Origin of the sequence: Marinospirillum sp., assembly GCF_035271045.1 — a bacterium.
Classification (GTDB): Bacteria; Pseudomonadota; Gammaproteobacteria; order Pseudomonadales; family Halomonadaceae; genus Marinospirillum.
Window position 1 is genome coordinate 18,930 of sequence record NZ_DATESC010000027.1, and the last position, 25,833, is coordinate 44,762.

Annotated in this window: 17 protein-coding genes and 1 tRNA gene; 12 read left to right on the plus strand and 6 right to left on the minus strand. The window is 42.9% G+C overall.

Annotated features, from left to right (window positions below):
* Window positions 1–12 precede the first annotated feature (12 nt).
* From VJY63_RS10165 to der, 6 genes are read left to right on the plus strand one after another with little or no spacing between them, the layout of a single operon-like run.
* Entirely contained in the window at window positions 13–1,062 is a 1,050-nt protein-coding gene (locus VJY63_RS10165) for a RodZ family helix-turn-helix domain-containing protein (protein ID WP_324050528.1), read from the plus strand.
* Between the two features lie 24 nt (window positions 1,063–1,086).
* A complete protein-coding gene (gene ispG / locus VJY63_RS10170) occupies window positions 1,087–2,199 on the plus strand; it encodes a flavodoxin-dependent (E)-4-hydroxy-3-methylbut-2-enyl-diphosphate synthase (RefSeq protein ID WP_324050530.1) in 1,113 nt (370 codons plus the stop codon).
* A 13-nt stretch (window positions 2,200–2,212) separates the two neighbouring features.
* Window positions 2,213–3,499, plus strand: a complete 1,287-nt coding sequence (gene hisS / locus VJY63_RS10175; RefSeq protein ID WP_324050532.1) for a histidine--tRNA ligase — start codon at window positions 2,213–2,215, stop codon at window positions 3,497–3,499.
* Window positions 3,500–3,553: 54 nt separating this feature from the next.
* Window positions 3,554–4,198, plus strand: coding sequence for a tetratricopeptide repeat protein (locus VJY63_RS10180; RefSeq protein WP_324050534.1), 645 nt, complete (start codon window positions 3,554–3,556; stop codon window positions 4,196–4,198).
* The gene (gene bamB / locus VJY63_RS10185) at window positions 4,198–5,391 is read left to right on the plus strand and encodes an outer membrane protein assembly factor BamB (RefSeq protein ID WP_324050536.1); all 1,194 of its coding nucleotides are present in this window, start codon (window positions 4,198–4,200) and stop codon (window positions 5,389–5,391) included. Before VJY63_RS10180 ends, bamB begins: the two co-directional genes overlap by 1 nt.
* Window positions 5,392–5,396: 5 nt before the next feature.
* Complete coding sequence (gene der / locus VJY63_RS10190) at window positions 5,397–6,902, plus strand: ribosome biogenesis GTPase Der (RefSeq protein ID WP_324050538.1); 1,506 nt, start codon at window positions 5,397–5,399, stop codon at window positions 6,900–6,902.
* A 32-nt stretch (window positions 6,903–6,934) separates the two neighbouring features.
* Here the strand turns inward: der and VJY63_RS10195 are convergent, their stop codons facing one another.
* Both VJY63_RS10195 and VJY63_RS10200 read right to left on the minus strand, forming a co-directional pair.
* Window positions 6,935–7,795, minus strand: coding sequence for an endonuclease/exonuclease/phosphatase family protein (locus VJY63_RS10195; RefSeq protein ID WP_324050539.1), 861 nt, complete (start codon window positions 7,793–7,795; stop codon window positions 6,935–6,937).
* An 83-nt stretch (window positions 7,796–7,878) separates the two neighbouring features.
* A complete protein-coding gene (locus tag VJY63_RS10200; protein WP_324050541.1) occupies window positions 7,879–8,865 on the minus strand; it encodes a diaminopimelate dehydrogenase in 987 nt (328 codons plus the stop codon).
* 153 nt (window positions 8,866–9,018) lie between these two features.
* Here VJY63_RS10200 and VJY63_RS10205 point away from each other — a divergent pair, with 153 nt between their 5' ends.
* A complete protein-coding gene (locus VJY63_RS10205) occupies window positions 9,019–9,738 on the plus strand; it encodes a YebC/PmpR family DNA-binding transcriptional regulator (protein ID WP_324050543.1) in 720 nt (239 codons plus the stop codon).
* A gap of 207 nt (window positions 9,739–9,945) precedes the next feature.
* On the opposite strand, the gene VJY63_RS10210 is transcribed toward VJY63_RS10205, so the two are convergent.
* A complete protein-coding gene (locus VJY63_RS10210) occupies window positions 9,946–10,791 on the minus strand; it encodes an ABC transporter substrate-binding protein (RefSeq protein ID WP_324050545.1) in 846 nt (281 codons plus the stop codon).
* Window positions 10,792–10,841: 50 nt separating this feature from the next.
* Between VJY63_RS10210 and VJY63_RS10215 the strand changes: the two genes are divergently transcribed.
* Complete coding sequence (locus tag VJY63_RS10215) at window positions 10,842–13,454, plus strand: bifunctional diguanylate cyclase/phosphodiesterase (RefSeq protein WP_324050547.1); 2,613 nt, start codon at window positions 10,842–10,844, stop codon at window positions 13,452–13,454.
* A 52-nt stretch (window positions 13,455–13,506) separates the two neighbouring features.
* On the opposite strand, the gene VJY63_RS10220 is transcribed toward VJY63_RS10215, so the two are convergent.
* Window positions 13,507–13,583, minus strand: a tRNA-Met gene (locus VJY63_RS10220).
* Window positions 13,584–13,847: 264 nt separating this feature from the next.
* Here VJY63_RS10220 and phbB point away from each other — a divergent pair.
* The gene (gene phbB / locus VJY63_RS10225) at window positions 13,848–14,585 is read left to right on the plus strand and encodes an acetoacetyl-CoA reductase (protein WP_324050549.1); all 738 of its coding nucleotides are present in this window, start codon (window positions 13,848–13,850) and stop codon (window positions 14,583–14,585) included.
* A 91-nt stretch (window positions 14,586–14,676) separates the two neighbouring features.
* On the opposite strand, the gene VJY63_RS10230 is transcribed toward phbB, so the two are convergent.
* Window positions 14,677–17,358 (minus strand): DUF349 domain-containing protein, encoded by a 2,682-nt coding sequence (locus tag VJY63_RS10230; protein ID WP_324050551.1) that lies wholly within the window; start codon window positions 17,356–17,358, stop codon window positions 14,677–14,679.
* Window positions 17,359–17,568: 210 nt separating this feature from the next.
* Here VJY63_RS10230 and VJY63_RS10235 point away from each other — a divergent pair, with 210 nt between their 5' ends.
* Genes VJY63_RS10235 through VJY63_RS10245 form a run of 3 tightly spaced genes read left to right on the plus strand, consistent with a single transcriptional unit; the run spans window position 17,569 to window position 22,665 of the window.
* Window positions 17,569–19,992: a xylulose 5-phosphate 3-epimerase gene (locus VJY63_RS10235; RefSeq protein ID WP_324050553.1), complete on the plus strand. Its 2,424-nt coding sequence runs from the start codon at window positions 17,569–17,571 to the stop codon at window positions 19,990–19,992.
* Between the two features lie 7 nt (window positions 19,993–19,999).
* Complete coding sequence (gene sbcB, locus VJY63_RS10240; protein WP_324050554.1) at window positions 20,000–21,469, plus strand: exodeoxyribonuclease I; 1,470 nt, start codon at window positions 20,000–20,002, stop codon at window positions 21,467–21,469.
* Between the two features lie 5 nt (window positions 21,470–21,474).
* A complete protein-coding gene (locus VJY63_RS10245; protein WP_324050556.1) occupies window positions 21,475–22,665 on the plus strand; it encodes a multidrug effflux MFS transporter in 1,191 nt (396 codons plus the stop codon).
* A gap of 4 nt (window positions 22,666–22,669) precedes the next feature.
* Here the strand turns inward: VJY63_RS10245 and VJY63_RS10250 are convergent, their stop codons facing one another.
* Window positions 22,670–25,417 carry an insulinase family protein gene (locus tag VJY63_RS10250; RefSeq protein ID WP_324050558.1) on the minus strand — a complete coding sequence of 916 codons (2,748 nt, stop codon included), beginning with the start codon at window positions 25,415–25,417 and terminating at the stop codon, window positions 22,670–22,672.
* Window positions 25,418–25,833: the final 416 nt, after the last annotated feature.

Consider the following 25,833-nt stretch of genomic DNA (forward strand, 5'->3'; position numbering starts at 1 on the left):
ATTCCAAAGATTATGACAGAACAGCAAAAAGAAGATCAGAAAAAGCCAGAAGAAACAGCAGAAAGCCTTGCAAAAGCTGACTGTAGTCGCCCTGGTGAGTTGTTAAGAGCGGCCCGTGAAGCCAAAGGTTTAAGCCAAGAAGAAGTGGCTAAAAAGCTTAATTTTTTACCGCTTTACGTGCCTGCATTAGAAGACGAAAAATTTGAACCGCTGCACAGCATCACCTTTATTAAAGGTTACTTGCGTGCTTATGCGCGTTTTTTAGAGATTGATGCCGATGAAGTGCTGCGTTGTTTTGTGGTGCATCATCCTGAATTAGTTAAGCAAGAAACACCACAGTCTGTTGAGGCATTGAAGTCTGAAAAAAATACCAGCAGCATGATTTTTAAGCTATTTAGTCTGCTTGTTGTTATTGCTTTAGTTGCCGTTATTATTATTTGGTGGCAAAGCCGTTCAGCAGAATCTTTGCCCAGTGTGAGCAATCAAGACGTTCAAGTTGACACTTTAGATGGTGATACCATTGTTGCGCCGGTGCAGATAGAGGCAATTACCTCCATTCAGCCCGTTGCAATCGAAGAAAAAAAAACTGAGCAGTCGCTTGCTATTGAGCAACAACCTGAAGTAGCGGTTGTTGCACCTGTTCTTGAAAAGCCTGCTCTTGAAAAGCCCACGGTTGTAAAGCCAGTTGTTGCAGCGTCGGTTGTTAAAGAGAAGCCCCTTGTTGCAGCGACTGTTGTTGAAGAGAAACCAGTCGTTAATGCAGCAGCTAAAGCGCCAGTTAAGACAATTAATGGTGATCCTGCGACTGTAACGGCAGGCAATAATAATTTAGTGGCATTGGTCTTTAGTAATGAGTGTTGGGTTGAAGTCCGAGACGATTTAGGTCGTATGTTGCACGCTTCACTGATGCAAGCAGACGATCAAATTTTGTTGGAAGGCAAACCGCCTTTCCAAGTTGTTTTTGGAAACGGTACTGTCGCCAAGGTTTTTTATGAAGGAAAAAACTTTGATTTCTCTTCACGTATTCGCTCTAACGGCTATGCTTCCATTCGAGTTGAATAAAATTTAAGAGTTTTAATATTTATTATGCAGCAGACCTCTCCTATTCAGCGTCGTAAATCCCGCCAAATTCGTGTTGGTGATCGGCTTGTTGGTGGTGATGCACCCATTAGTGTACAAAGCATGACTAATACTGAAACGTGTGATGTTGCTGCTACTGTGGCGCAAATTCAAAAAATGGAACAAGCCGGTGTTGATCTGGTGCGCGTTTCTGTTCCCAGTATGGAAGCCGCAGAAGCCTTTGGGCAAATTCGTCAATTGGTGAATACACCACTGATTGCTGATATTCATTTTGATTACAAAATTGCTTTACGTACAGCCGAGTTGGGTGTTGATTGTTTACGCATCAACCCAGGTAATATAGGCCGTGAAGATAGAGTGCGTGAAGTGGTGGCTGCGGCGCGTGATAAAGGCATTTCAATACGTATTGGTGTAAATGCTGGTTCATTAGAGAAAGATTTACAAAAAAAATACGGCGAACCAACCGCGACTGCTTTGGTTGAATCTGCTATGCGCCATGCTGATTATTTAGACCGTTTAGATTTTCAAGAATACAAAATCAGTGTTAAAGCATCCAATGTATTTATGGCGGTTGACGCTTACCGTCAGTTAGCGCAACGCATTGAGCAACCTTTACATTTGGGTATTACCGAAGCCGGTGGCTTACGCTCGGGTACAGTAAAATCGTCAGTTGGTCTCGGTATCTTATTGATGGAAGGCATTGGCGACACGCTGCGTATTTCTTTAGCGGCTGACCCTGTTGAAGAAGTAAAAGTGGGCTTTGATTTGTTAAAAAGCCTGCGTCTTCGCAACAAGGGTATTAATTTTATTGCCTGCCCAAGTTGTTCAAGACAGAATTTTGATGTGGTTGCGACCATGAATGAACTGGAGCAGCGCGTTGAAGATGTATTAACACCACTGGACGTTGCTATTATTGGTTGTGTGGTTAATGGCCCAGGCGAAGCCCGTGAAGCAGATTTAGGCTTAACGGGTGGTGAGCCGCAGCATTTAATTTATGTGGATGGCAAGCCCGTTAGCAAACTAAGCAGTGACAAGCTAGTCGATCAGTTAGAAAACATGATTCGTGAAAAAGCGGCAGCAAAACAAGCAACCTTAGATCAACTCTTAGCACGCAGTTAATAGGATTTATTTCGTGGCAAAAAAGATTCAAGCAATTCGTGGTATGAATGATTTACTTCCAACCGCTAGCCCACGTTGGCAATACCTAGAACAATTAGTAGGGCGTTTGTTGGCACGTTATGGCTATCAAGAAATGCGTATGCCGATTGTGGAGCAGACAGGGTTATTTAAGCGTTCTATTGGTGAAGTAACTGACATTGTTGAAAAGGAAATGTACACCTTTGAAGACCGCAATGGCGATAGTTTAACCTTGCGTCCTGAAGGAACAGCCGGTTGTGTACGCGCGGCTGAAGAACACGGTTTGCTGTACAACCAGCAGCAGCGGCTTTGGTACCAAGGCCCGATGTTTCGCCACGAACGCCCTCAAAAAGGCCGCTATCGCCAGTTTCACCAAATTGGCGTGGAAACGTTTGGTTTGAATGGCCCAGACATAGATGCTGAATTGATTTTATTATCGGTTCGTTTATGGCGTGAATTAGGCATTCTAGATCACTTAACCCTAGAGCTAAACACCTTGGGTAGTTCGGCCGCACGTGCTGACTATCGCCAAGCGTTAACAACTTATTTAGAAGCATTTTATAACGAATTAGATGAAGACAGTCAGCGCCGTTTAACAACTAATCCGTTAAGGATTTTGGATTCTAAATCAGAAAGTACGCAAAAGATTTTACAAGATGCACCGTCTTTTGATGCCTATTTAGATGCTGAAAGTCGGCAACATTTTGCCGGTCTTTGCCAGTTTTTAGATGCCGCTGGCGTTACTTATAAACTCAATCCTTTATTAGTACGCGGTTTAGACTACTACAGTAAAACGGTTTTTGAGTGGACTACAACGGCTTTAGGTTCACAAGGCACAGTTTGTGCAGGTGGTCGTTACGATGCTTTAGTTGAACAATTGGGTGGGAAGGCGACGCCTGCGGTAGGTTTTGCGATGGGTGTTGAGCGTTTAATTTTGTTGTTAGAGACGTTGGATGTTTTCCCAGCTGAACTAGAGCAACAGCTAGACGTGTATTTAGCGGCTTCAGGGCAAGGTGCGGATGCTTATGCCTTGTTATTAGCCGAGCGTTTACGCAGCGAACAGCCAACATTAAGGATTTTAACCCATTGTGGTGGTGGTAGCTTTAAACAGCAAATTAAACGCGCTGATAAATCGGGTGCAGAACTGGCTATTTTGTTGGGAGAAAATGAGATTTCTCAAGGCATTGCCAGTGTTAAATATTTAAGAACAGATCAAGCGCAAAGTGAAGTAGCGATTAGTGAGCTAGCAGGACTTATACACCAGCATTTGCAAAGCCACTAAGCTAAGTTAAGATAGCCAACATTTTGCAGATTAAACCATTTTATAGGCTTGTTTATGCACAGCGAAGAAGAGCAATTAGAATCCATCAAGCAGTGGTGGAGTAGAAACGGTAAGTCGATGATTATTGGTGCGGTGGTTGCTATCGCTGGTGTTGGTGGCTGGAAAGGCTGGGAAAATCATCAGTTAAGCCAAGCTGAGACAGCCTCTGAGCTTTACAGTGAATTAAATCAAGTGGTGATGAATAGCACCGGCGATCAGCGTCAACAGCAAGCGGATGCCTTGATTGAACGCATTACCAGTAATTTTAGCAGCAGTGTTTATTCTGATTATGCATACCTTTTTGCAGCGCGTTTAGCCGTAGAGCGTGATGCATTAGACGAAGCGCAAGCACACTTGCGTGCAGCTTTAGATACCACCAAGGTGGATGCGATTGAGTTGGTTGTGCGTTTGCGTTTAGCGCGTATTCTAAATTCACAAGAAAAAGTTGAAGAAGCGCTAAGTATTTTAGATGTTGCTGATTCGGGTGGTTTTACAACCGAGTTTCAATCGCTGCGTGGTGATTTGTTAATGAGCAAAGGCGATGCTTTACAAGCCCGTGAAGCTTATCAACGCGCTTTAGATGCCAGCCGCTCGGCAGGTGAATCAACACCATTAGTTGAAATGAAATTAGATTCGCTTGCTGCTCATGGGGACGCTTAATGCGTAAAAATCTTTTAAATAGAAGCCTTTTAAAAAGCGCTCGTTTAAAAGCTGCTGCTGCAGGACTGGTTTTATGTTTGGCTGGTTGCAGCAGCTTGCCAGACCCACAATACCCACCGGCTCAATTGCCTAGCCATAGCGATACGAGTCAGCTTGTTAGTGTTTGGCAAGATCATTCAGGTTATGGTGAGCGTTGGCGCGGTTATCAATTAATGCCTGTTTTAGACGGCGATCTTCTAATTGCTGCTGATGCTAAAGGTTTTGTACAAGCGTTTGACTTGTCAATCAGTGGCTTTTTTAAGTCAGATTTACTTTGGTCACAACAGCTTGAGCAAGGCGTTAGCGCAGGTTTAACCCTTCATAACAACAGCGTGTACATTGCCACTCAAAATGGTGAACTGCTGTCTGTTAATGCACGTACCGGTGCTTTTAACTGGCGAGTTAATTTGTCGAGCGAAGCATTAAGTGCGCCACAAATTAAAGATAATTTATTGGTGATCTTGGCTGCTGATGGTCGCCTTGCTGGTATTGATGTTGCTACCGGTCGGCAATTGTGGACTTATGATGCGCTGATGCCTTCATTGACTTTGCGTGGTACGGCAATTCCTACGGTAACTAGCCTACAAACGTTTACTGGTTTTGCTAATGGTAAACTTGTTGCCATTGATAACAACAGTGGTCAAGTGCGTTGGGAAACTCGCATTACTCAGCCTGAAGGTCGTACCGACATAGAGCGTTTGGTGGATGTACGTGGTCAGGCCAAAGAAGCCCAAGGAATGCTAATTGTTAATAGCTACCAAGGACAAACTCACGCACTAGACCCTTTTACTGGGCGCAGCCGTTGGTATAAAGACGTTTCTAGTTTTCATGCCCCTGCTATCTTTAATAACCAAGTGATTATTGTTGATGAAGCTAGCCGTATTCATGCACTGGATTTATTTAGCGGTAATCGCTTATGGGTTCAAGATGCACTTTATGGTCGTGAATTAACCGAGCCAGTGATTTTAGAAAAAACCTTAGTCGTAGCTGATTACCAAGGTTATTTGCATTTGCTTGATGCACAAACAGGTACGTTGACTGGTCGTAAAAATTTTGATTTAGACGGTATTCGTGCCACGCCCGTCGTAAGTAATAATAAGTTACTGGTACATTCCATACGTGGCCGCCTTGGGCTTTTTACCCTTAAGAAATAAAAACCATGACTCCTGTAATTGCTTTAGTAGGCCGTCCTAATGTCGGTAAATCTACACTGTTTAACCGTTTAACTCGCAGCCGTGATGCCTTGGTTGCAGACTTTCCTGGCCTTACTCGTGACCGTCAATACGGTGAAGGTAAAGTGGGTGGTCGCCCTTACATCGTTATAGACACTGGTGGTATTAGTGGTGACGAAGAAGGCATTGATGCAGAAATGGCGCGTCACTCTTTACTGGCTATCGGTGAAGCTGACTTAGTTTTGTTCATCGTTGATGCACGTTCGGGTATGACGGCTGCCGATGAAATGATTGCCCGTTATTTGCGTGAGCATGATAAAAAAGCTTACCTTGTGGTTAACAAAACTGATGGTTTGGATGCTTATAGCCACAGTGCTGAATTTTATGCGCTGGGTATGAAGACTGACCCATTTATGATTGCTGCGGTACATAACCGTGGTGTTAGCAGTATGATTACCCAGTTGTTGGATGATTTGTTAGGGCCAATGACTGAAGAAGATTTAGGGCCTAAAGAACCTGTTTGGGGCGAGGTTAATTTTGATGAGCCTACGCCTGAAGAACAAGACGCTGTATTAGAAAAAGAATCTAAAGCACACGCTGCAAGGCAATTAAAGTTTGGCATTATTGGTCGTCCTAACGTGGGTAAGTCAACGCTAGTCAACCGTATTTTGGGTGAAGAGCGAGTGATTGTTTTTGACCAGCCAGGTACCACGCGGGATGCAATTACGGTTCCTTTTGAGCGCAACGGTACGCCTTATACGCTGGTTGATACTGCCGGTATTCGTCGCCGTAAAAACGTCACTGAGATTGCTGAAAAATTCTCTATTGTTAAGACTTTACAAGCCATTAAAGAATGTAACGTCGCCGTTGTGGTCATTGACGGGCGTACTGGTTTAGTTGAACAAGACTTGCATCTGTTAAGTTTTGTGCTGGAATCAGGGCGTGCAATGGTTATTGCTATTAATAAGTGGGATAACCTTGACCAAGAAAGTCGCGACAAAATCAAAAAAGATATTGATCGCCGTTTGGAATTTGTTGACTACGCTGACGTGCATTATATTTCAGCGTTGCACGGTACAGGTGTTGGTGAGTTGTTTCGTTCGGTCGAAAAAGCTTACAAATCCGCAACCAGTCATTGGACAACAAATCGTTTAACAACGCTGTTGCAAGATGTGGTGAGTGAACATCAGCCACCTATGATTAATGGTCGCCGTATTAAGCTGCGTTATGCACACCAAGGTGGTTTGAATCCACCGATTATTGTGGTGCATGGTAATCAAACCGCTTCGATTCCTAGCAGCTATAAGCGCTATTTGATGAATACCTTCCGTAAAATTTTGAAGGTGACGGGTACGCCATTAAGGTTTGAGTTCCGTAGCGGTGAAAATCCCTATGCAACACCTAATGAGAAAGACAGCCGTGAAGCGGCTAGAGCAAGGCAGTTAAAATTAACAAAAGAAGCGCGTGCTGATCGTAAGCGTAAGCGTAAATAAAATTAAAGCCGCTGATATATCAGCGGCTTTTTTTAGGGCTTTAACAGCTGCATATACACAGGCGCATGGTCAGAAATATGACTTCTTGCGTGTTTATTCGTTATGCCAAGCAGTTCAGGGAATTTTAAAATACCCACTTCACCCACAGATAAGCGGTTAGTACCTACCCAAATATTATCGTAAAGATTAGCAAATACACCTTCTTTAGTTGAAAGGGTGCTAGCGCCTAATTCTTCAGTTATTAAAGGTTCAACGCCTAAAGCTTTTAAGCTTTGCCAACCTTTATGGCGTGGCGGCATATTAAAATCACCCATCAACATAATGGGCGTTTTTGGGTAGATTTCTTCTAACCACTGCCAATAATTGGTTAATTCTTCAAGCTCTGCAACACGCTCACCAATGCGTTTTCCATAAATAATGTGTACGGTACTAGCAGCAAAGGCCTGTTTGGATTTAAGGTTAAGAAAACGTGCTGAATAAGGCTCGCGGGCAAATAAATCACCTGGATCTAAATAAACCACGGCACCATCTAGGTATTCAACGGCTGATTCTCGCCAGACAAAAGCGTACATTTCTTTATAGCTAGAGCTGCCAATTAAGTGAGAGTGCATGGATTGCCAAGGTTCACCGCTGGCGGCTTCTAAAGCCTTTTCAAAAGCGTTCACACCTTCAATGGTCATCACTTCTTGGACGGCGATAAAATCAAACTGAACACCTATTTTACCCAGCGCTTGATAGTCTTTTTTAGAACCTCGCCCCAAGTGTTGAATGTTCCAGCTTGCAATAACCAAGGCATTTTTATTGATAATTGCAGTGTTAATGTTAGCAGCAGAAACCATAGCAATGTTGGTGATACAAATTAAAGCGGTTAATAATAAATAACGAATAGGCATTAAAATCTTCATTTATAATTGAAGGAAATAAAAAAGCAGCTTCGTTAGAAGCTGCTGCTGTTCAATCGACTCATGCACAATGTTTAAAGTAAGTCTTTACGCAATTGAGCCGGTGTTTTAGGCGATAACAAGCCTGGCGCTACATCAAATACAGTTTTTGCACCCACTTCACCACGGCTGGCTAATTTATGCACAGCCCGCGCATAAGCAACTAATACGCTGGCAGTAAACTCTGGATTGCTGTCTAAAGCCAAAGAATACTCAATGGTTTGTTTGCTAGCAGTACCAGTTACACCGCTACGAATAACAAAACCGCCGTGTGGCATTTTAGTGTGTTCTTTTGCAAAAGTAGCTGAGTCAATAAAGTTAACTTCGGTATCATAATCGGCAAAGTAATCTGGCATAGTCACAATGCTATGACGAATTTGTTCAGCATCAGCACCGTCATCTAAAACAATAAAGCACTGGCGAGTATGCTTTTCGCGGGTGGTTAATTCCGGTTGTTCGCCTGCACGTACACGCGCTATGGCTGTTTCTGAAGGTAGTGTATATTGTACGCCCGATTTAACACCGGCGACACGACGTATGGCATCAGAATGACCTTGACTTAAACCTTTGCCCCAAAAAGTATAGGTTTCACCTTGAGGTAAAATGGTTTCACCATAGAGGCGGTTTAACGAGAAAAGACCAGGATCCCAACCCACGGATAGTAGGGCAATTTTACCGGCTTTTTTAGCAGGAATATCTAAAGCATCAAAGTATTCGTTAACCTTGGCGTGTGTATCAAAGCTATCAACGGTATTAAAAAACTGGGCTAAATAAGGGCCTTGTTCGGGTAAATCAGACCTAGAGCCACCACACAAAATCATTACGTCAACCTGATCTTGAAATTGCTCAATATCGGCTATGGCATAAACAGGCACATCTTTATTGAGAAGTTCAACACTGCTTGGGTCACGACGGCTAAAAACACCTACTAATTGCATATCTGGATTTTGTGCAAGTGCTGATTCAACACCACGCCCTAAATTACCGTACCCAGCAATTGCTACCTTAATTTGATTCGACATAAAGATTTTTCCTTACTTGTTAAAACTAGTTAGCACTAAAAGTGATTACTCACGTAAAATAGTTTAACAGTAAATAGACACCTAATAAGTGTAGAATTTATAAACTTAGCAAAATAAACGTGTATTTTTATTAACTAAAGGACACCTTTTCCTATGGGTCGCGCATTCCAAAATCGTAAAGTTTCCATGGCCAAAACAGCTTCGGCTAAAACTAAAGTTTATTCACGCTATGGCCGTGAAGTTTATATGGCTGCTAAAAATGGGGGCGTTGATCCTACTGCCAATCTTACTTTGCGTAGCTTAATTGAACGGGCTAAAAAAGACCAAGTGCCTTCACACGTACTTGATAAAGCGATTGAAAAAGCTAAAGGCGGTGGTGGTGAAGATTTTCAGCCTTCTTTATATGAAGGCATTGCGCCAGGTGGCTGTTTGGTATTGATTAGCGCATTAACCGACAATGCTAACCGTACTTTTGGTGATATTCGTGGCATTTTTACCAAGTGTAAAGCCAAATTAGGTAGCCAAGGTTCTGTGTCTTATATGTTTGATCACCGTGCGATGTTTGTGTTTGCAGGTGATGATGAAGAAGCCGCCTTAGAAGTATTAATGATGGCCGATGTTGATGTAGCAGATATTGATTGCGAAGAAGGTATGATTACCGTGTTAGTACCACCCACTGAATATTTTAAAACTAAAACTGCTTTAACAGAAATGAATCCAGCGATAGATTTTGAAGTGGAAGAAATCACTTATTTACCACAAACCGATCACTCAGTAACCAGTGATGACGTGGCTAGTTTTGAGCGCTTTGTTGGCTTATTAAACGACCTAGAAGACGTTGCACAAATTTACCACAATGGTGTTTTTGAATAAGCCCATTTTTTATAGCTTGTACTGTTTTAAAGTTGATTAGAAAGTGTATTAAAAGCCAGTTATTTAACTGGCTTTTTTAACTTAATTTCAAGCAATAGGAATGTTTACAGCATGGCTTTTGATTATTTTTAGTATGTATGCAAATGAATCTGAGCTGCAAGACATTCTAAGCGAAATGGGCAGTTTTTATGTTAGAAAAAGCGCTGATTAAGGTTTAATTAACGCGATAGGCAGTAAATTATTTTCTTTGGCATATTTTTCAAGGCGACCATCCGCTTTAATTGCTTTTACAAACGTATTGATTCTTGCTAACCATTCAGGCTGCCCTTTTTTAATGGCGTAAGCGTATTCAAATTGTTCTGTTGCTTGTTTGGGTGTTAAAAGTTTTGCCCAGTCATAAACTTGGAGCATTTTTTGCCCATACGGGTAATCAGCAATAAATACATCAGCACGACCCGAGCGCACTTCTATTTCGCGCTGACTATTTTTTATGACGGTCATGATTTCAGCATTTTTTAAACTGCTACGCATTGCACCTTCCATGTAGGTACCTTTTTGGACACAGACAATAACACCTTCTTTATCGATTGATTCCCAGCTATCAATAACTGGATTAGTTTTACTAGCAACGCCATACATACCACTGCTTAGGTAAGGTTCGCTATAGTCAATTTTTTTGCTGCGTTCTGTTGTTATACCCACGCCAAACATGGCGATATCACATTTATCTTGCTGTATATCATCCATAAAAATACCAAAATGCGTGGTGACATATTCAACGTCTACACCTAAGTCTTTAGCAAGTGCTTGTGATAAGCCGATATCAATGCCTTCTAGTTGACCTGTTTTGCTGTTTTTGTAAGAAATAGAGAAATAATCAGGCCAAATGCAGACACGTAACTTTCCTGCTACGGTGATTTTTTGCTCTCGCTCTGACGCAGCAAAGGCGTTGTTTTGTAAAATCAAACTGCACAAAAGTAAAAATATAAAGCTAAATCGTTGGTATTTAATGCAATTCTTTGTTAATAAAGCTAGCCTAATTCTTTGCCTCATATAGCTTCTTCCTGTTTTTTTATTACTGATTTAAGGAATGGTTTAACGCCATGCTATCGAATCTTTTTTTACTTTTAAAAAATGCGACCTTCCGCCAAAAATGGGTTCTTCTTACGGCATTATTTATTTTGCTTTGTTTTTGGCTGGTTCTGCAACATACCGCACGCCAAGGTGTTGCAAGAAGTTTAGCTGAGCAGGATGCAAGTAATGCCGTTTTATTGCATGCACTTGAAGATACTGTTGTCCGTTCATTTCAGTCAGTTAATAGCTCGATGTTGACGCTAGCAGAAAGCATTCCTCAGCTAGCTTCTGATCAAGATATAAGGAACGTGCTATTGGAGCAATTGCGTACATCGCCCCAGTTAAGAGCGATTGATTTGCTTGATACGCAGGGGTTGGTGATTACTTCAGTGACAAATAATAAAGGTAATCAAGTCACTTATTCTTGCATTGATACGCTAAATAACGAGCCATTGACAGCATTTGTCATTGAGTCGCTTCAAAAAGGCCGTTACCCCAACGATCCTTTTGCCGCACAATCAGTGCATCAATACATTCCTTTTTGCGTGCCTGTTCATGATGCTAGTGGTCAATTATCAAAAGTGCTCATTGCTTCAATAAATCCTCAGTATTTTTACAATCTTTTTGCTTCAATTACGAATTCTTTGGACTCTTATGTTTACTTGTATCGTTATGATGGTGAGCCGTTACTAACGGCGAGTGCTATTGAACCGGAAACAGCCGCCATTTTAATGCGTGTTAAAGAAAAAAGCTGGGGGCAGTTTCGTACCCCCATTGCTGAAAGTGAATATTTAGTGAGCTATCGCTCGACTTCTTTGCTGCCTTTAATTCTAGTTCTGGTGTCTGACGAAGCATCGGCACTATCAGCTTGGCGGCAAGATGAGCGGATGATGCGTTGGTTTTTGTTTATCATTTCAATAATTACGGTTGTGGTTGCTTTAGTGATTGCTGTGCTAAGAGAAAAACGCTGGCAAGCATTGGGTGATATACACCTATTAAGTACAGCGATTAGAAGCACGGCCAATGCCATTTTGATTACTGATAAAGAAGGTAGTATTCATTGGACTAATAAAGCATTTACGGTGCTTACGGGTTATTCTTTTGAAGAAGTTAAAGGAAAAACACCGAGAGTTTTGAACTCAGGGCAGCAACCAAAAGCATTTTTTAGTGAGTTATGGCTAACCATTTTATCGGGTAAAAGCTGGAAGGGTGAGTTGATTAATCGGCACAAGCAAGGTTATACCCTTGTGGTCGATCAAACAATTACACCTATTTTAGATAAAAAAGGCAATATTGAGCATTTTATTGCTGTGCATGAAGATGTCACTGCACGTAAAAAAGCAGAGCAACAAGCGTTGTTTTTAGCCGATCATGATTCGTTAACCCAGTTACCTAATCGGCGTTATTTTGAGCAGCATCTGTATCATGTTTTTGCAACTTTTGACCCCACGGAAATCGCTATTTTATTTATTGATTTAGACCGCTTTAAAGACATTAACGACACTTTAGGGCATGAAGCGGGTGATGCACTTTTAATTCAAACCGCCTCTAATTTACAAAGTTTAATGGATGATAATTACTTATTGGCTCGGTTAGGCGGTGATGAGTTTGCGATTTTAGTAAAAGAAGTGATTAACCATGAACAGTTAGTTATTTTTGCTAATAAGGTTGTTACGACGGTTGCTAAGTTATTTTATTATGGTGATGGTGTATTTAATACCACTTGTAGCGTGGGTGTTGCTACTGGCAATATCAATACATCGGATGCTTCTATGATGTTACGCCAAGCTGATATGGCGATGTATCGTGCTAAGCGTACGGGTAAAAACACCTTTCGTTTTTTTGATGATGCTATGGATGCCATCATGAGGCGGCGTGTTTATTTACAGCAGCAGCTTGAAATGGCGGTACATTCTGACGTGGCGTTTAGTTTGCGTTATCAACCACAAATTAATGCTCTGACGGGTGAACTTTATGGTGCTGAAGCTTTAATGCGCTGGGAAGTTACTGCTGGTGAATGGGTTTCTCCTGTTGAATTCATTCCACTGGCTGAAGAGACAGGCCAAATTATGGATATTGGTATTTGGTTAATGAAAAGCCTTTTTCAGCAGATGGCCAAATGGAACTGTTGTGGCGTTAAGTTTGGTAAAATCTCTATGAATATTTCTGCCATTCAGCTAGCCAGAGATTCTTTAGCGGAGCGAATGTTAGCTATGATGAAAGCGTATGGTATTTTAGCTAATCAGCTTTGCGTTGAAATAACAGAAACAACTTTAATGACTAATTCTGATCGTGTGATGGATAACCTAAAACAACTAAAAAAATCGGGCATTACTTTGTCGATTGATGACTTTGGTACGGGTTATTCATCGCTTAGTTATTTAAAAGCAATTGATGCCAATCATTTAAAAATAGACCGTAGCTTTATTATTGGCATTGGTGAGAAAAATTCTGATGAACACATTATACGCGCTACGATTGCGCTTGCGCATAGCTTGAGTCTTGAAACGGTTGCTGAAGGTGTTGATAGCCAAGAACAACTAATGTTTTTAAAGGCATTAAATTGTGATTATATTCAAGGTTATCTTTTTTCTAAGCCATTAATAGCAGAAGACTTTGAGCAGTTTATTAACGAAGGTTAAATTTCAGGCATAAAAAAAGGCAGATTAAATTAATAATCTGCCTTCTGAAATTTGGTAGCGGGGGCCGGATTTGAACCAACGACCTTCGGGTTATGAGCCCGACGAGCTACCAGACTGCTCCACCCCGCATCAAAGTGAAGCTAGTATAGCCTTTTAATTTGGCTTGTCAAGATAAGACTAAAGATTATTTACTTTGTAAGGTGTGCTTGTTGGCTTTGAGGGAGTAACAGTGTAACTTACTAGGTGCAGGGGATTGAATATAATAAGAATAAAATAATAACCTTTTGCCTTAATTCAGACGGGTCAAATAATAACTATCCTGTTTATCTACTTATCAGGCACGGGTTTTAGCGGCAGTGCTGCTAAGCTTAGTGTTAACAGAGGGAGTTTGCTATGCAAAAACGTGTAGCTTGGGTCACTGGCGGTACAGGTGGCATTGGTGCAGAAATTTGCCGTTCTTTAGCCGCAGCGGGTTATCAGGTTGTTGCTGGTTATTCTAACGAAGAAAAAGCCAAAGTTTGGCAAGCAGAACAAAAAGCAGCAGGTTTTGATATTGCGATTAGTCAGGCCGACGTTGCTGATTTTGAATCAGTTCAAAAAAGTCATGCAGAAATTAAAGCTCAGTTTGGTGCAGTTTCAGTATTAGTTAACAACGCAGGTATTACCCGTGACGCTACTTTAAAGCGTATGGATGCTACTCAATGGGGCGATGTGCTAAGCACTAACCTAGGTAGCGTATTTAATACGTCAAAAGCTTGTTTTGACGAAATGTTAACGCAAAAATTTGGCCGTATTATTAATATCTCTTCTATTAATGCTGAAAAAGGTCAGTTTGGTCAGGCTAACTATTCTGCTGCTAAAGCAGGTATGCACGGCTTTACTAAAGCAGTTGCTCAAGAAGGGGCGCGTAATGGCGTAACCGTGAATACTATTTCACCGGGTTACGTTGCTACGGATATGATCATGAAAATTGAAGAAAAAATTCGTGAAGGTATTCGTGCTCAAATCCCCGTTGGCCGTTTTGGTGAACCCAAAGACATTGCACGCATTGTAGTGTTCTTGGCGGATGAAGACGCTAGCTTTATTACGGGTGCGAACATTTCTGCCAATGGTGGTCAGTTCATGCACTAAGTTTTACTTTAGCTTCTTAGTTAACAGAGGCCGTAAAACAAGAAAACCCAGATTTAGGTCTGGGTTTTTTTATTGTTTGTTTGTTGGTTAGCTAGCTAGGGTTTTGATAAACCTCAATCGCTGCCATTAAGCGTTGACCAAGTGGGCTGGTTTTACTGCCACCAATTTCATGCCATTTCTCTAATAGCTGCTGAATGTTTTGCAAAGTAGTTGCTTCATCAGGTACACCTAAACCCGCATTCATACGGTTAATTTGCAGTTGTAAGCGAAGTTGTTGATCTGCTGCTTGCACGGGTACGCCAGCCAATAATTCAAGCTCAACAATTAAGCCTTTGGCTTCTAGTGAATCTTCTGGCTCACCTGTTTCAGGTAGCACATTTAACAAGTCATCAAGCTGTTGCGTTAAATCTTTACGCGCCTGTTGTTGTTCAATGCGTTGTAACTGCTCAGCCAAATGATCTAGTTCTGCTTGCCAGCGTTGTTGTTCCTTTTTAGGAATCTGGCGTAGCCCCGTTATTTGTTGAAATAACTTTAATGCTTGCTGATATTCACCAGTGGCGAGTGCCTCTTTAGCTTCAACTAACTGTTGACGCGCTTGAGCAAAGCGTTGCAAGTGTTCTTCTAAACGATTCTTGCGCTGCTCATCACGCAGTTTAAATAAGTTATCGCACTGGGCACGAAACTCTTTCCAAAGCTGATGTTCTAGGCTTCCCGGTGCTGCGCCTACAGTGCGCCATTCTTGCTGAAGCTGCTTGCTGGTTTCAGTCGCTGCTTGCAGGTCGTCACTTTCTAGCAGTGCTTTGGCTGCTGCTATCAGTGCGCGTTTGTTATCTGCGTGAGTTTGGCGCAGCTGATACAGTTGGTCACGAATCGGCGTTAATGCTTGCTGAAAACGGTTGGCTAATTGTTTGCCTTCAGTGCGGTTAACCGGATTAAAGCGGTGCCATTCTTCGTGAACTTGTACTAGCAGCTCATCAAGCGCTTGTTCGTCCATCGCTAACAAACCACCACTAAGCGCAAGTTGTTCTAGTTCATTACAAATAACGGATTTTTGGGTTTGGTTGTAGTCGCGTACTTCATTTTGTGCAGCAAACCAAATTTTACAAGGCTCATAAGCTAAGTCAGCAGCTTGCTTGAATCTATCCCAAAGCGGTTTATTGGCTGCTGCTGAACCCAGTTCACGCCATTTTTGCTGGAGTGCTTGAATTTTATCGGCTTTAATTTGTGGAATCATGCTGGTGTCAGCGGCTAAACTTTCCATTTGTTGGCAAAGCATTTCGCGCTTAGGTGCAGCAACATAACCTTGCCAATCACGTAATTCAGCAATTTTAGCGCTTAGACCACGAAAGAAAATGGCAAGGCGGTGACTATTACCAAGCTTATCCGCTTCCGCTTGTAGCTGCTGGTGCAGTTTAATCGCTTCTTTGCTTTGCCCTAAGTCAATCAGTTGCTCTAGCTGAATAAAGCTTTGTTCAATGCGGTCTAAATTCAGCTGTTTGGCATCTTGTACGGCTTGACGAGCAGTTTTTTTCTGTTGATCGCTGGTACTTAATACTTGCTTGGCCTGCTCAACTAATGCAGGTATAGGCAAATTGTTATGCCAATTAATCGTGTTTAATAAAGCACTAAGCTGTTGCAGTTGAGTTTGGCTTGGCGGTTCATTTAAAGCTTGAAGCTGCTCTTTTAATTGTGGCTGTGTTTCTTGCCAAGCTTGCGAGCAGGCTATTAATTCATTCGCCAGTTGTAGCTGCTGCTCAAAGGTTTTTTGTTCACCTTTGCTGGGCATAAAATCTAGCAAGGTTTGCTGCCATTGCGCGGCTAGTTGACTGGTCAAAAGTGTTTCTGTTGCAGCAGGTTGTATTTTTAGTTGCTCAACTAATTCATCCAGCTGGGTTTGCAATTGCTGCTGCTGCTGCTGGCTTTGTTGACGCAAGGCTTCTTGAGCTTGACGCGCCGCCGCTGCTGTTTGTAATTGTTGAATGAAGTTGTTGGCCGTTTGGCTAAGCTGTTCAAAATGTTCAGTCAGTTTTGCATCTGGCGCTAATTGCACGTCTTGCCATTGGCTGGTTAGGTGTTCAAAACGTGCGCGATAAAGTGATTCATCACCTACATTAATGAGCTTTTGTAATTGCTCTAGCAACTGTAAGCGCTGTTGCGCTGCTTCTTGCTCTGCTTGTTGCGCGGCGCGGTAGGCATTAAGTTTATCCCTTGCCATACGCTGCACGCGCTTATCACCTTGGGCTTCTTTAACTAGCTTTTCTAATGCAGCTTCAGACGCTATTTTTTCAGCGGCTATTTGGCGAACTTTGGCAAGACTGTTGCTAAGCGCGATCGTCAGCCAGTCTTCTTCGGTCGCTTCTAAATGCGTTAGTAAAGAAAGACGAAAATCTACAGGCTCACCTTGTTGAACTAAGCTAAGCAGTAATGCTTGGTCGGTAATTTGTGACGAAAGCGATTGGCGCTCAGCAGGGTTAAGCTGTGCATCTTTGCTTAACAGCAGCTGTAAATGCTGGCTAAGTGCTTGATAAAGCGATTCGTTTTGTTGATTTTTATTAAACAGCTCAATGAGTTTTATTGGACTAGGGAAGCGTGGTAATGCTTCTTTAAGCAATTGTGAATCTTGCTCTTGTGCTAGCCAACTTAAAAAAGCGCTCTGTTGTTGATCGACACTAAGGTCGAGGCGATTTAACGCTAATAACCGGATGCTAGGATCCTGATGATTAAGAGACGGTTTAAATAAAAATGGTGCAATTCTTATGAACAGCGAATTCATGAGTTTAGGCGGCCCTTGCTACAAAAAATGATATAAAACAACCAGTGGGTCTTGGTCAGCAGGTTTTGGTCAGTAGGTCTTGGTGCAAAGCTGCGTCAGGAGGCTTAGACTAAACAAAACCAGCGCTACCCAACCTTTGATAAGCCGCACATTCTAGCAGATGAAGCTGCGGGTAGCGCAGATTAAGTTGAAGTAAGTTAAGGAGTTGTTATGGATACCTCTCATATTGCCGATCAGGCATCAAGATTACGCGCTAGTGATGTTGATTTTGCTGCTTGGGCTGCAGGTCTAGGTGTTATTGTGCATCAAGATTTAACGCAAGTACGCATTGCCCAGCTGTTAGATAAGTTAGTTGCCAAAGGGCAATCGCGCTCACTTTTATTGGAACGCTTAAAAGCAGCCGATAGGCTAGCTAATGCTGCTATGTGGTTAGTGGTCCATGCCACTTATGCAAAGCGAGTGGATATTAACGGCGAGCCTTTAACGGCTGCTGATTTTAAAGCCGACCCACAAGGTCATACGGGCGGTTCTTTAAACATGGTGCCGGCTTATGTGGGTTATATGTTGGCGAATTTGTTTAGCGGCGACACTCGTAGTTGGTTAATGGAACAAGGCCACTGCGTTTCTGCCATCGACAGTGTAAACCTTTTGTTAGGCAATCAAAAAACACGCCATGCAGCGGCTTACCCTGATTGGTCAGATGAATCGCTAAGCCGTTTTGTACAAGATTTTTATTCTTATGAGCTAAATAATGAAGGTAAACCAGCCTCGCCTTTAGGTAGCCATTTAAACGTGAATACTGCCGGTGCAGTGAGTGAAGGCGGTTATTTAGGTTTTACGGCTTTGCAGTATGTACATGCCAGCGAAAAGAATGAGCGCCTAGTGGCTTTTTTATCGGATGGTGCTTTTGAAGAGCAGCGCGGCAGTGATTGGGCGCCTTTATGGTGGCGTGCTGAAGATAACGGTTGGGTTGTGCCTATTATGATTGCCAATGGTCGCCGTATCGACCAGCGCACCACTTTAATGCTGCAAGGTGGTATTGAATGGTTTGCCAAGCATTTAGAGCACCAAGGTTTTGAACCCAGCGTTATCGACGGCCAAGACCCTGCCGCTTTTGCTTGGGGTATTTTGGTGGGCGAGCAGTGGTTAGAAGATGAAGCGGCTGCCATTCAACGGGGTGATCGTTCTTATCCTGCACGCCTGCCTTATTTGGTTGCTGAATCATCGAAAGGCTACGGTTTTTCAGGTGCTGGGACTAACCGTGCGCACGGTACGCCCTTGCCTGCTAACCCAGCCAAAGATGCTGAATCTTTACGTTTATTTAATGAAGGTGCAGCGCGATTATGGCAATCGCCCGATGATTTAAAACAAGCGGTGGCAAGTTTTGCCCAGCACCAAGCGCAAAATCGCCCGCAAGAAAAAGACCACCCTTTAGCGGTACGCAAAGTAGCGAACCCAGTAATGCCTGAAGCGCCTTGGATTCCTGCCGATTTGCGTTTGCATTCCCCCATGACTTCGGTTGATGTGGCTTTTTGTGCGCTAATTAAAGAAAACCCCAAGTTAAGGGCTAGGGTGGGTAACCCTGATGAAATGTCGAGCAACAATATGGGCTTGACGCTTGCTAAGTTAAAGCATCGGGTGGCATCACCTGAATTTTCACAAGATGAAGCTTTAGATGGTGGCGTGATTACGGCTTTGAATGAAGAAGCGGTGGTCAGTGCTGTTTTGGCTAATCGGGGCGGTTTGAACCTAGCCGTTTCTTATGAAGCTTTTTCGGTAAAAATGCTGGGGGCTTTGCGCCAAGAAATTATTTTTTCTAGGCATCAAATGGAAGGCGGTGAACAACCGGGCTGGCGCTCTGTCGCCATTATTTCCAGTTCACACTTGTGGGAAAACGGTAAGAACGAACAGTCGCACCAAGATTCTACCCTAGCGGAAGCCTTGCTGGGTGAAATGAGCGATGTAGCGCGGGTTATTTTTCCTGCCGATGCCAACTCAGCTGGCGCAGCCTTGTTAGCGGTTTATCAGCACAGGGGGCAAATTGCTAACTTGGTTGTGCCTAAGCGTGCTTTGCCTTCTTATTTAACTGCTGAACAGGCAATCCAGCTAAGTAAAGACGGCGCTATTTGCGTGGAAGGTGATCCACAGGCGGCTTTGCAGCTAGTGGCGGTAGGTGCTTACCAATTACAGCAGGCGCTAAAAGCTTGGCAGCGATTACAAGAAAAAGGCGTTGAGGCTTCCTTGGTTTATTTACAAGAGCCGGGGCGTTTCCGTATGCCACGTGATAGCTACGAAGCTGCTTGGCAGGCCAGTGACGAACTGTGTAATCAATTATTCCCTACTAGCGTGCAGGCTAGAGTTTTTCTAACCCATACCCGTCCTGAAGTTTTGTTAGGGCATTTGCGCCCGTTAGATTTGGGTGTCGAGAAAACCGCAGCGCTGGGCTATATCAACCGTGGTGGCACTTTAGATGTACACGGTTTATTGCTGGCTAACCGCTGTAGTTGGGCGCACTTACTTGCTAAGTTAGCTGAGTTGGCTAAACAAGATGCCAACCAGTGGTTAAGTAAGGATGAAATGGCGGCTTTAAATGGTGAACGCCCTTTAACTGAATTATTACCCTTAGGACGCTGAGGCTATTATGCACAAGCAAGTGACTTTTCTTTGGCACGATTATGAAACTTTTGGCGCTAACCCGCGCCTTGATCGCCCCAGCCAATTTGGTGCGATTCGTACCGATGCAGATTTTAACCAAATTGGCGAAGCACAAATGTTTTATTGCACGCCTGCGGATGATTTTTTACCTCACCCTATGGCCGTGTTGGTTACTGGCATTACGCCACAAGATGCTAAAAATGAAGGTGTACCTGAATCAGAATTTGCTGGTGCAGTTAATGATTTAATGAGCCAGCCCAACACTTGCGTGGTTGGCTATAACTCGGTGCGTTTTGATGACGAAGTAACGCGGCATCTGTTTTACCGTAACTTTATTGACCCTTATGCAAGAGAATGGCAAAACGGTAATTCACGTTGGGATTTAATCGACGTGGTGAGGGCTATGTATGCACTGCGTCCTGAAGGTATAAATTGGCCGCGTAAAGAAGATGGTACGCCTAGCTTTAAGCTGGAGGATTTAACCGCTGCTAATGGTATTAAGCACGGTGATGCAGCGCACGATGCTTTGGCCGATGTGTATGCCACGATTGAGCTAGCTAAGTTGTTGAAAAAAGCCCAACCGCGTATGTTTGAGCATTTATTTAATATGCGTGGTAAGCAGCAGGTAGCTAAGGCGATTAACTTAGATGACCCGCGTCCGCTGCTGCACATTTCTAGTCGCTTTCCTGCCAGCCGTGGTTGCGCTGCTATTGTATTGCCTTTGGCGCGTCATCCCAGCAATCCTAACGGGGTGATTGTTTACGATTTATCAGAAAATCCACAAGCATTACTGACTTTATCGGCTGCAGAAATTATGCAGCGAGTGTTTGTGAGTAATGTTGATTTAGAAGCCAAGGGTTTAAGTCGTATTCCTTTAAAGCTCATTCATTTAAACCGTTGCTCTATTGTATTGCCAGTGAATGCGATGGAGTCAGCCATTGCTGAGCGCCACGGCATTAACTTGGTATTGAATGAAAGCCATTGGCAGCAGTTAACAAACTTAGATGCTGCATTTGTTTCTAAGATGCAGCAGGTGTTTGCGGATGGGCAGGGTGGATTTAAAGATGCTGGTGATCCTGATCTAATGCTGTATTCCGGTGCTTTCTTTTCAACTAATGATCGCAAGCGCTTTCAGCAAATACGCAGCACACCAGCCGAAGCGTTAAGTGAATTAGAATTGAATTTTGAAGACCCGCGCTGTGAAGAAATGCTGTTTCGTTACCGTGCGCGTAATTGGCCTGAATATTTAACGACTGCTGAAAGAGAGCGTTGGGACGAATTTCGTTGGCAGCGTTTACATTCATCGGTTTCTTCTAGCCTAACCCTACAAGGTTTACAGACGGAATTGATTCGTTTAAGCACGCAAGGTTTGGACGATAAACAGCTATTTTTACTACAAGAACTACAGTTTTGGGTGGAGTCGATGTTGCCTTTGCAGTTTATGGAGTCATTCTAAGTTTTATGAATCAAAAACAAACTTCACACCGTGGTTTTATTTGGATGCTAGCGGGGCTGATTTCAGTAGGGCCACTGGCTGTGGATGCTTATTTGCCTGCAATGCCAGCTATTGCAGATAGCTTGGACGTTTCTATCCACCAAATTGAGCTAACGGTTAGCATTTACTTAATGGGTTTTGCTATTGGTCAGTTAATTGGTGGGCCTTTATCGGATCGTTATGGTCGACGCATTACTATTTTTAGTGGCTTAGCGCTTTATGTTGTAGGTAGTTTAATGGCTGCCACTAGCGACACTATTGAACTGCTATGGGCTGCACGATTGATTCAAGCTTTTGGTGGTGGCGTGGGTGTGGTTAATACCATGGCTGTTGTGCGTGATCTTTATAGTGGGCGAGAGGCGGCTAAAGCCTTATCGCGTGTAGTGGCTATTATGATGGCGGCACCTTTGTTCGCACCTTTTCTAGGCAGTGCTTTGTTGCTGCTGAGTGGCTGGCGCAGTATTTTTATTGGGTTAGGTATTTATGCTGCGTTATTACTGGCGGTACTGGTGTGGAAATTACCAGAAACGCGGCGTATTTCGACTGAGCCGACTAAAAGCCCATTAAGACGTTATTTAGAAGTATTAAAGCATCGCCCTGTATTGGGTTTTTTAGCGGCAACCGCTTTTAGTCAAGCCAGTATGTTTGCATTTATTACCGGCTCTTCTTTGCTGTATATGGAATATTACGGCGTTAGCGCACAGGTTTTTCCTTTTATTTTTGGGTTAAATATTGTGATGCTGATTTTGTGTAACCGTTTAAATGTACGTTTATTGAGTCGTGCGAGTCCTTTACGTATTTTAGGTATTGGGCAGGGTGTTCAGCTAGTTACGGGTAGTTTGTTGCTGTTGATTTTTATTATTCAACCGCCTCCTTTATGGATAACCGTTGGTTTAATTATGCTGTTTATTGGTATGCAGGGATTGATTATTGCTAATGGTATTTCCAGCGCTGCAGAATATTTTCCACACAGTGCAGCAACTACCAGTGCGGTAATGAATGCCAGTGGTTTTGCAATAGGCGCATTGGCCGGTGGTGCAGTAGGTATTTTAGGCGATGGTTCGCCACTACCCTTGTTAGGGGTAATGGCTGCGAGTCCGGTATTGGGAATAGTTTTAAAACGGGTGCTTCACCGTGGTTTGGTTATTGACGAATAACGCGTTATTTAATTTTCCATTCTTTAGTTTTTGCTGCCGCGCCAGGCAAAGGTTGGTTGCTTTGTACTGGCGTAGTGCCTAATAGATAAAAACCTCTTTGGCGACTCATTACTTCATCATAAAAGTTTAATAGGTCTTGTTGGCTTAATTGCTTGATAGCCTTAGCTAGTTGTTCGCGCCGGTCAAAATCTTGGCGCTGGTTGCCTACTTCTCTCCATAAGCGTTCTGCTCTTTCACCTAAGCGTTGGTCTTCTTGTAGTAGGTTATTCATTAGGCTGCGCTGGTGTTGTTGAAAATCGGCTGTGCTAAGTTGTTCTAAACGTTGCTTGTCTTCTAACAAAAAGGTTTCTATTGCTGCAGCTAGGTATTCAGGTTCATTTTGTGGTGATTGCACATAATAAAAAATACCAGGTTGTTGCATTAATGGCAGAGTACTACTAAAAACAGCATAACCTAGTTGTTGCTGGGTTCTTAGGTTATGAAAAAAAGCAGCCGCTTGTGTTTGATTCAATAAGCTTAGCTTTGCTTCTTCTGTGAGGCTTTGGTCTTTTGCTTGAATGTAAAAGAGTAGCGCACGATCGTTATGATCTAGGTTGAGTTTGCTTTGCCATTGCCCTAGTGGGATTTGTTTTATTTTAATTAAATCAACATCAGCCGCATTTAAAGTTGGCTGCAGCTGGCGCTTAACTTGTTCGCCTAGGGCTAAAGTTTCTTCTGGCGTGATGTTGCCCCAAGCCATTATTTGCACATAAAGCTGTTCGGTAAAATGGGTTAAGAAGTTGCTAAGATCAGCCGAAGACAGTTTTTCTAAGACTGTTAACTGCTCTTCAAGCGTCCAGCTACCGGGTTCAATGGCATCATCAGAAAGCTTACGAATTAGCTGCTGAACTAAACGGTCTTTTTGTTGGTTTTGTAGGTTTTGCTTGAGTCGTTGTTGTAGGCGAGCAAACTGTTGCCCATTGACTTGAGCTGCTTGTAGTGCTTGTAGCATTTGTTCAATAAGCCTAGGTTGTTCGGCATTAAAGCCACCAAGCGCTAGTGTTATGCCACGCGCGTGTGGGTAAATATCGTAATTTAATCCTGCTAAACGTGCTGGGTAGGCGGAGGCATTGAGTTGGTCGTTTAACCAGCTAGCGGCTAAACGGGCTAAAAGGCGTTGTTTTAAGTTTTTTGTAACCTGTGGGTTTTGAAGGCTAATGTAAAGTCGTGCACGCGGTACTTCAAAGCTGGTATCTAAGCCTTGCCAAATTTCCATTCCTTGTTCTTGAATGAGTGCTTTAGGTTGTTTAGCAGATTTGCCTTCTTTTAATGCAAGGTTAGAGGGTAGATAGCTATTGGCTAGCGGTAATCGGGTAGTTGTTGTTGCTGTGTTGATAGTAATGGTTGGTTTGCTAAGGCTGAAATGTGCCGGTAGCCATTGCCCTGTTAGGTTGGCTTTTACTTCGGGGCTAGTGCGTACAATAAGTAGACGTTCTGGTGTGAGTTGATCTAATAAACTTTGGATAAGCGCTGGATCAAACACATCAAAGGCATAGGGTGCTCTAAGCACATCCTGTGCTGGGTAGTTAGCAAGGTTCATTGCTAAGTGTGTCACTAGGCTGCTGGCTTTGCTTTTTTCTGAATAGCGAAAAGCATTCGCGGCTAGCTGGGCATCTTCTTGGTAGCGCCATGCTTCTACGCCTTGTTGTTTAATTAGATTGATATGATTGAAAACTAAGGTAAGAATTTCTGCTTGATGTGCATCACCAGCCGGTGTTAATTCAATATTGATGGAGAATAAGGCTTCGCTACCTGTATTCATTTGTGTGCCGGACGAAAGGCTAGTGGCCCAGTTTTTTTCTTTTAATACGGCTAGCAAGCTGCCTTCGCCTTCATGTCCTATTAAACCACCTAAGTAACGGTCGGCTTTTTTGCGGTAGTTAGCCGTTTGGTCCTTTATAGGAAATAAAAGTTGTAATTGGCGTTGCTGGCGTAGTGGCAAGTAGTCAACCTGTGCCGGTAATTGCTCTTCGGTAAACAAGCTAGGCCAATTAGGTTCTGGTGTTGCTCTGCTTTCTTTTATAGCAGAAAAATGCGTTTCAATCATGCCACGCAATTCATTAACGGGCTGTTTACCTAAGACCACCAAAGTCATGCGGTCGGTGGTGTAGTAGATTTGATAATAATCTAATAAAGCTTGGCGTATGGTGTTATTGCTAATATCTAGAGATTCTTTATTGCCAGCGCTAAAACGTGAGGCTGGGTGGTCAGGATTAAAGGCCTGACGTAAAGCCGTTAAACGTAAACGGCTATCGTCCTGTAAAGTGCCGCTCCATTCTGAATGAACAGCATTTACTTCACGCTCTAGGTATTCAGGGCTTAATAAAGGTGCAATAAAAAATTGGGCTAGGCGCTCTAAGCTAGCTTCTAGGTGATTAGGTTGCACATCAAAAAAGTAGTTAGTGTCTCTAGCTGAGGTAAAAGCATTGTGGCTACCACCGTGCTGGCTAATGAAATTCTGGTAAGCATCGGGTTCAGGAAAACGCTCAGTGCCTAAAAATAGCATATGCTCTAAAAAGTGTGCCAAACCTGGCCAAGCATCTGGCTCATGGTAACTACCAGCCGCTATATTCATAGAGGCAGCAGCTTTGTCTGCCGTTGGGTCACTAATGACCAGTACTTTTAAACCGTTGGTTAGCTGAAAATTCAAATAGTCGTTTTGGTCATTAGGACTGATTATTGGTTGGTTAGCAGTGATTGCAGGTTTTGACATAGAAAGTTTTGACATAAGCGAGCTACAGGCACTCAGGGTGATTAAAATTAGGCCAATCGTAAAAAAATAAAGCAATCTTTTCATCATGGGTTCTACTTCTTAATTAGGTTAGGCAAATGAGTTGGTCAATGTTCCTTATTGCCTTCTAGCTTATAGCCTTAGAAAGGTGATGTAAGTATAAAGATTTAGGGTTGTTGGTGCAGTAGAGTAAAATATTTACAAAAAGCACTTGCATCTTTTAAAATTGTGCCTATAATGCGCCTCTCTTGTCAGGGAGCACTTAGCAATAAGCGCTGTAGCAATCACTGGCAAGGGGTGTAACTGGTTGTTTTTAATGTACTTTCTTTTTGTCTAAGCGGTTTAAAAAGAATTTAAAAATAACCCTTGACACTGAAGCGAAACGCTGTAGAATTCGC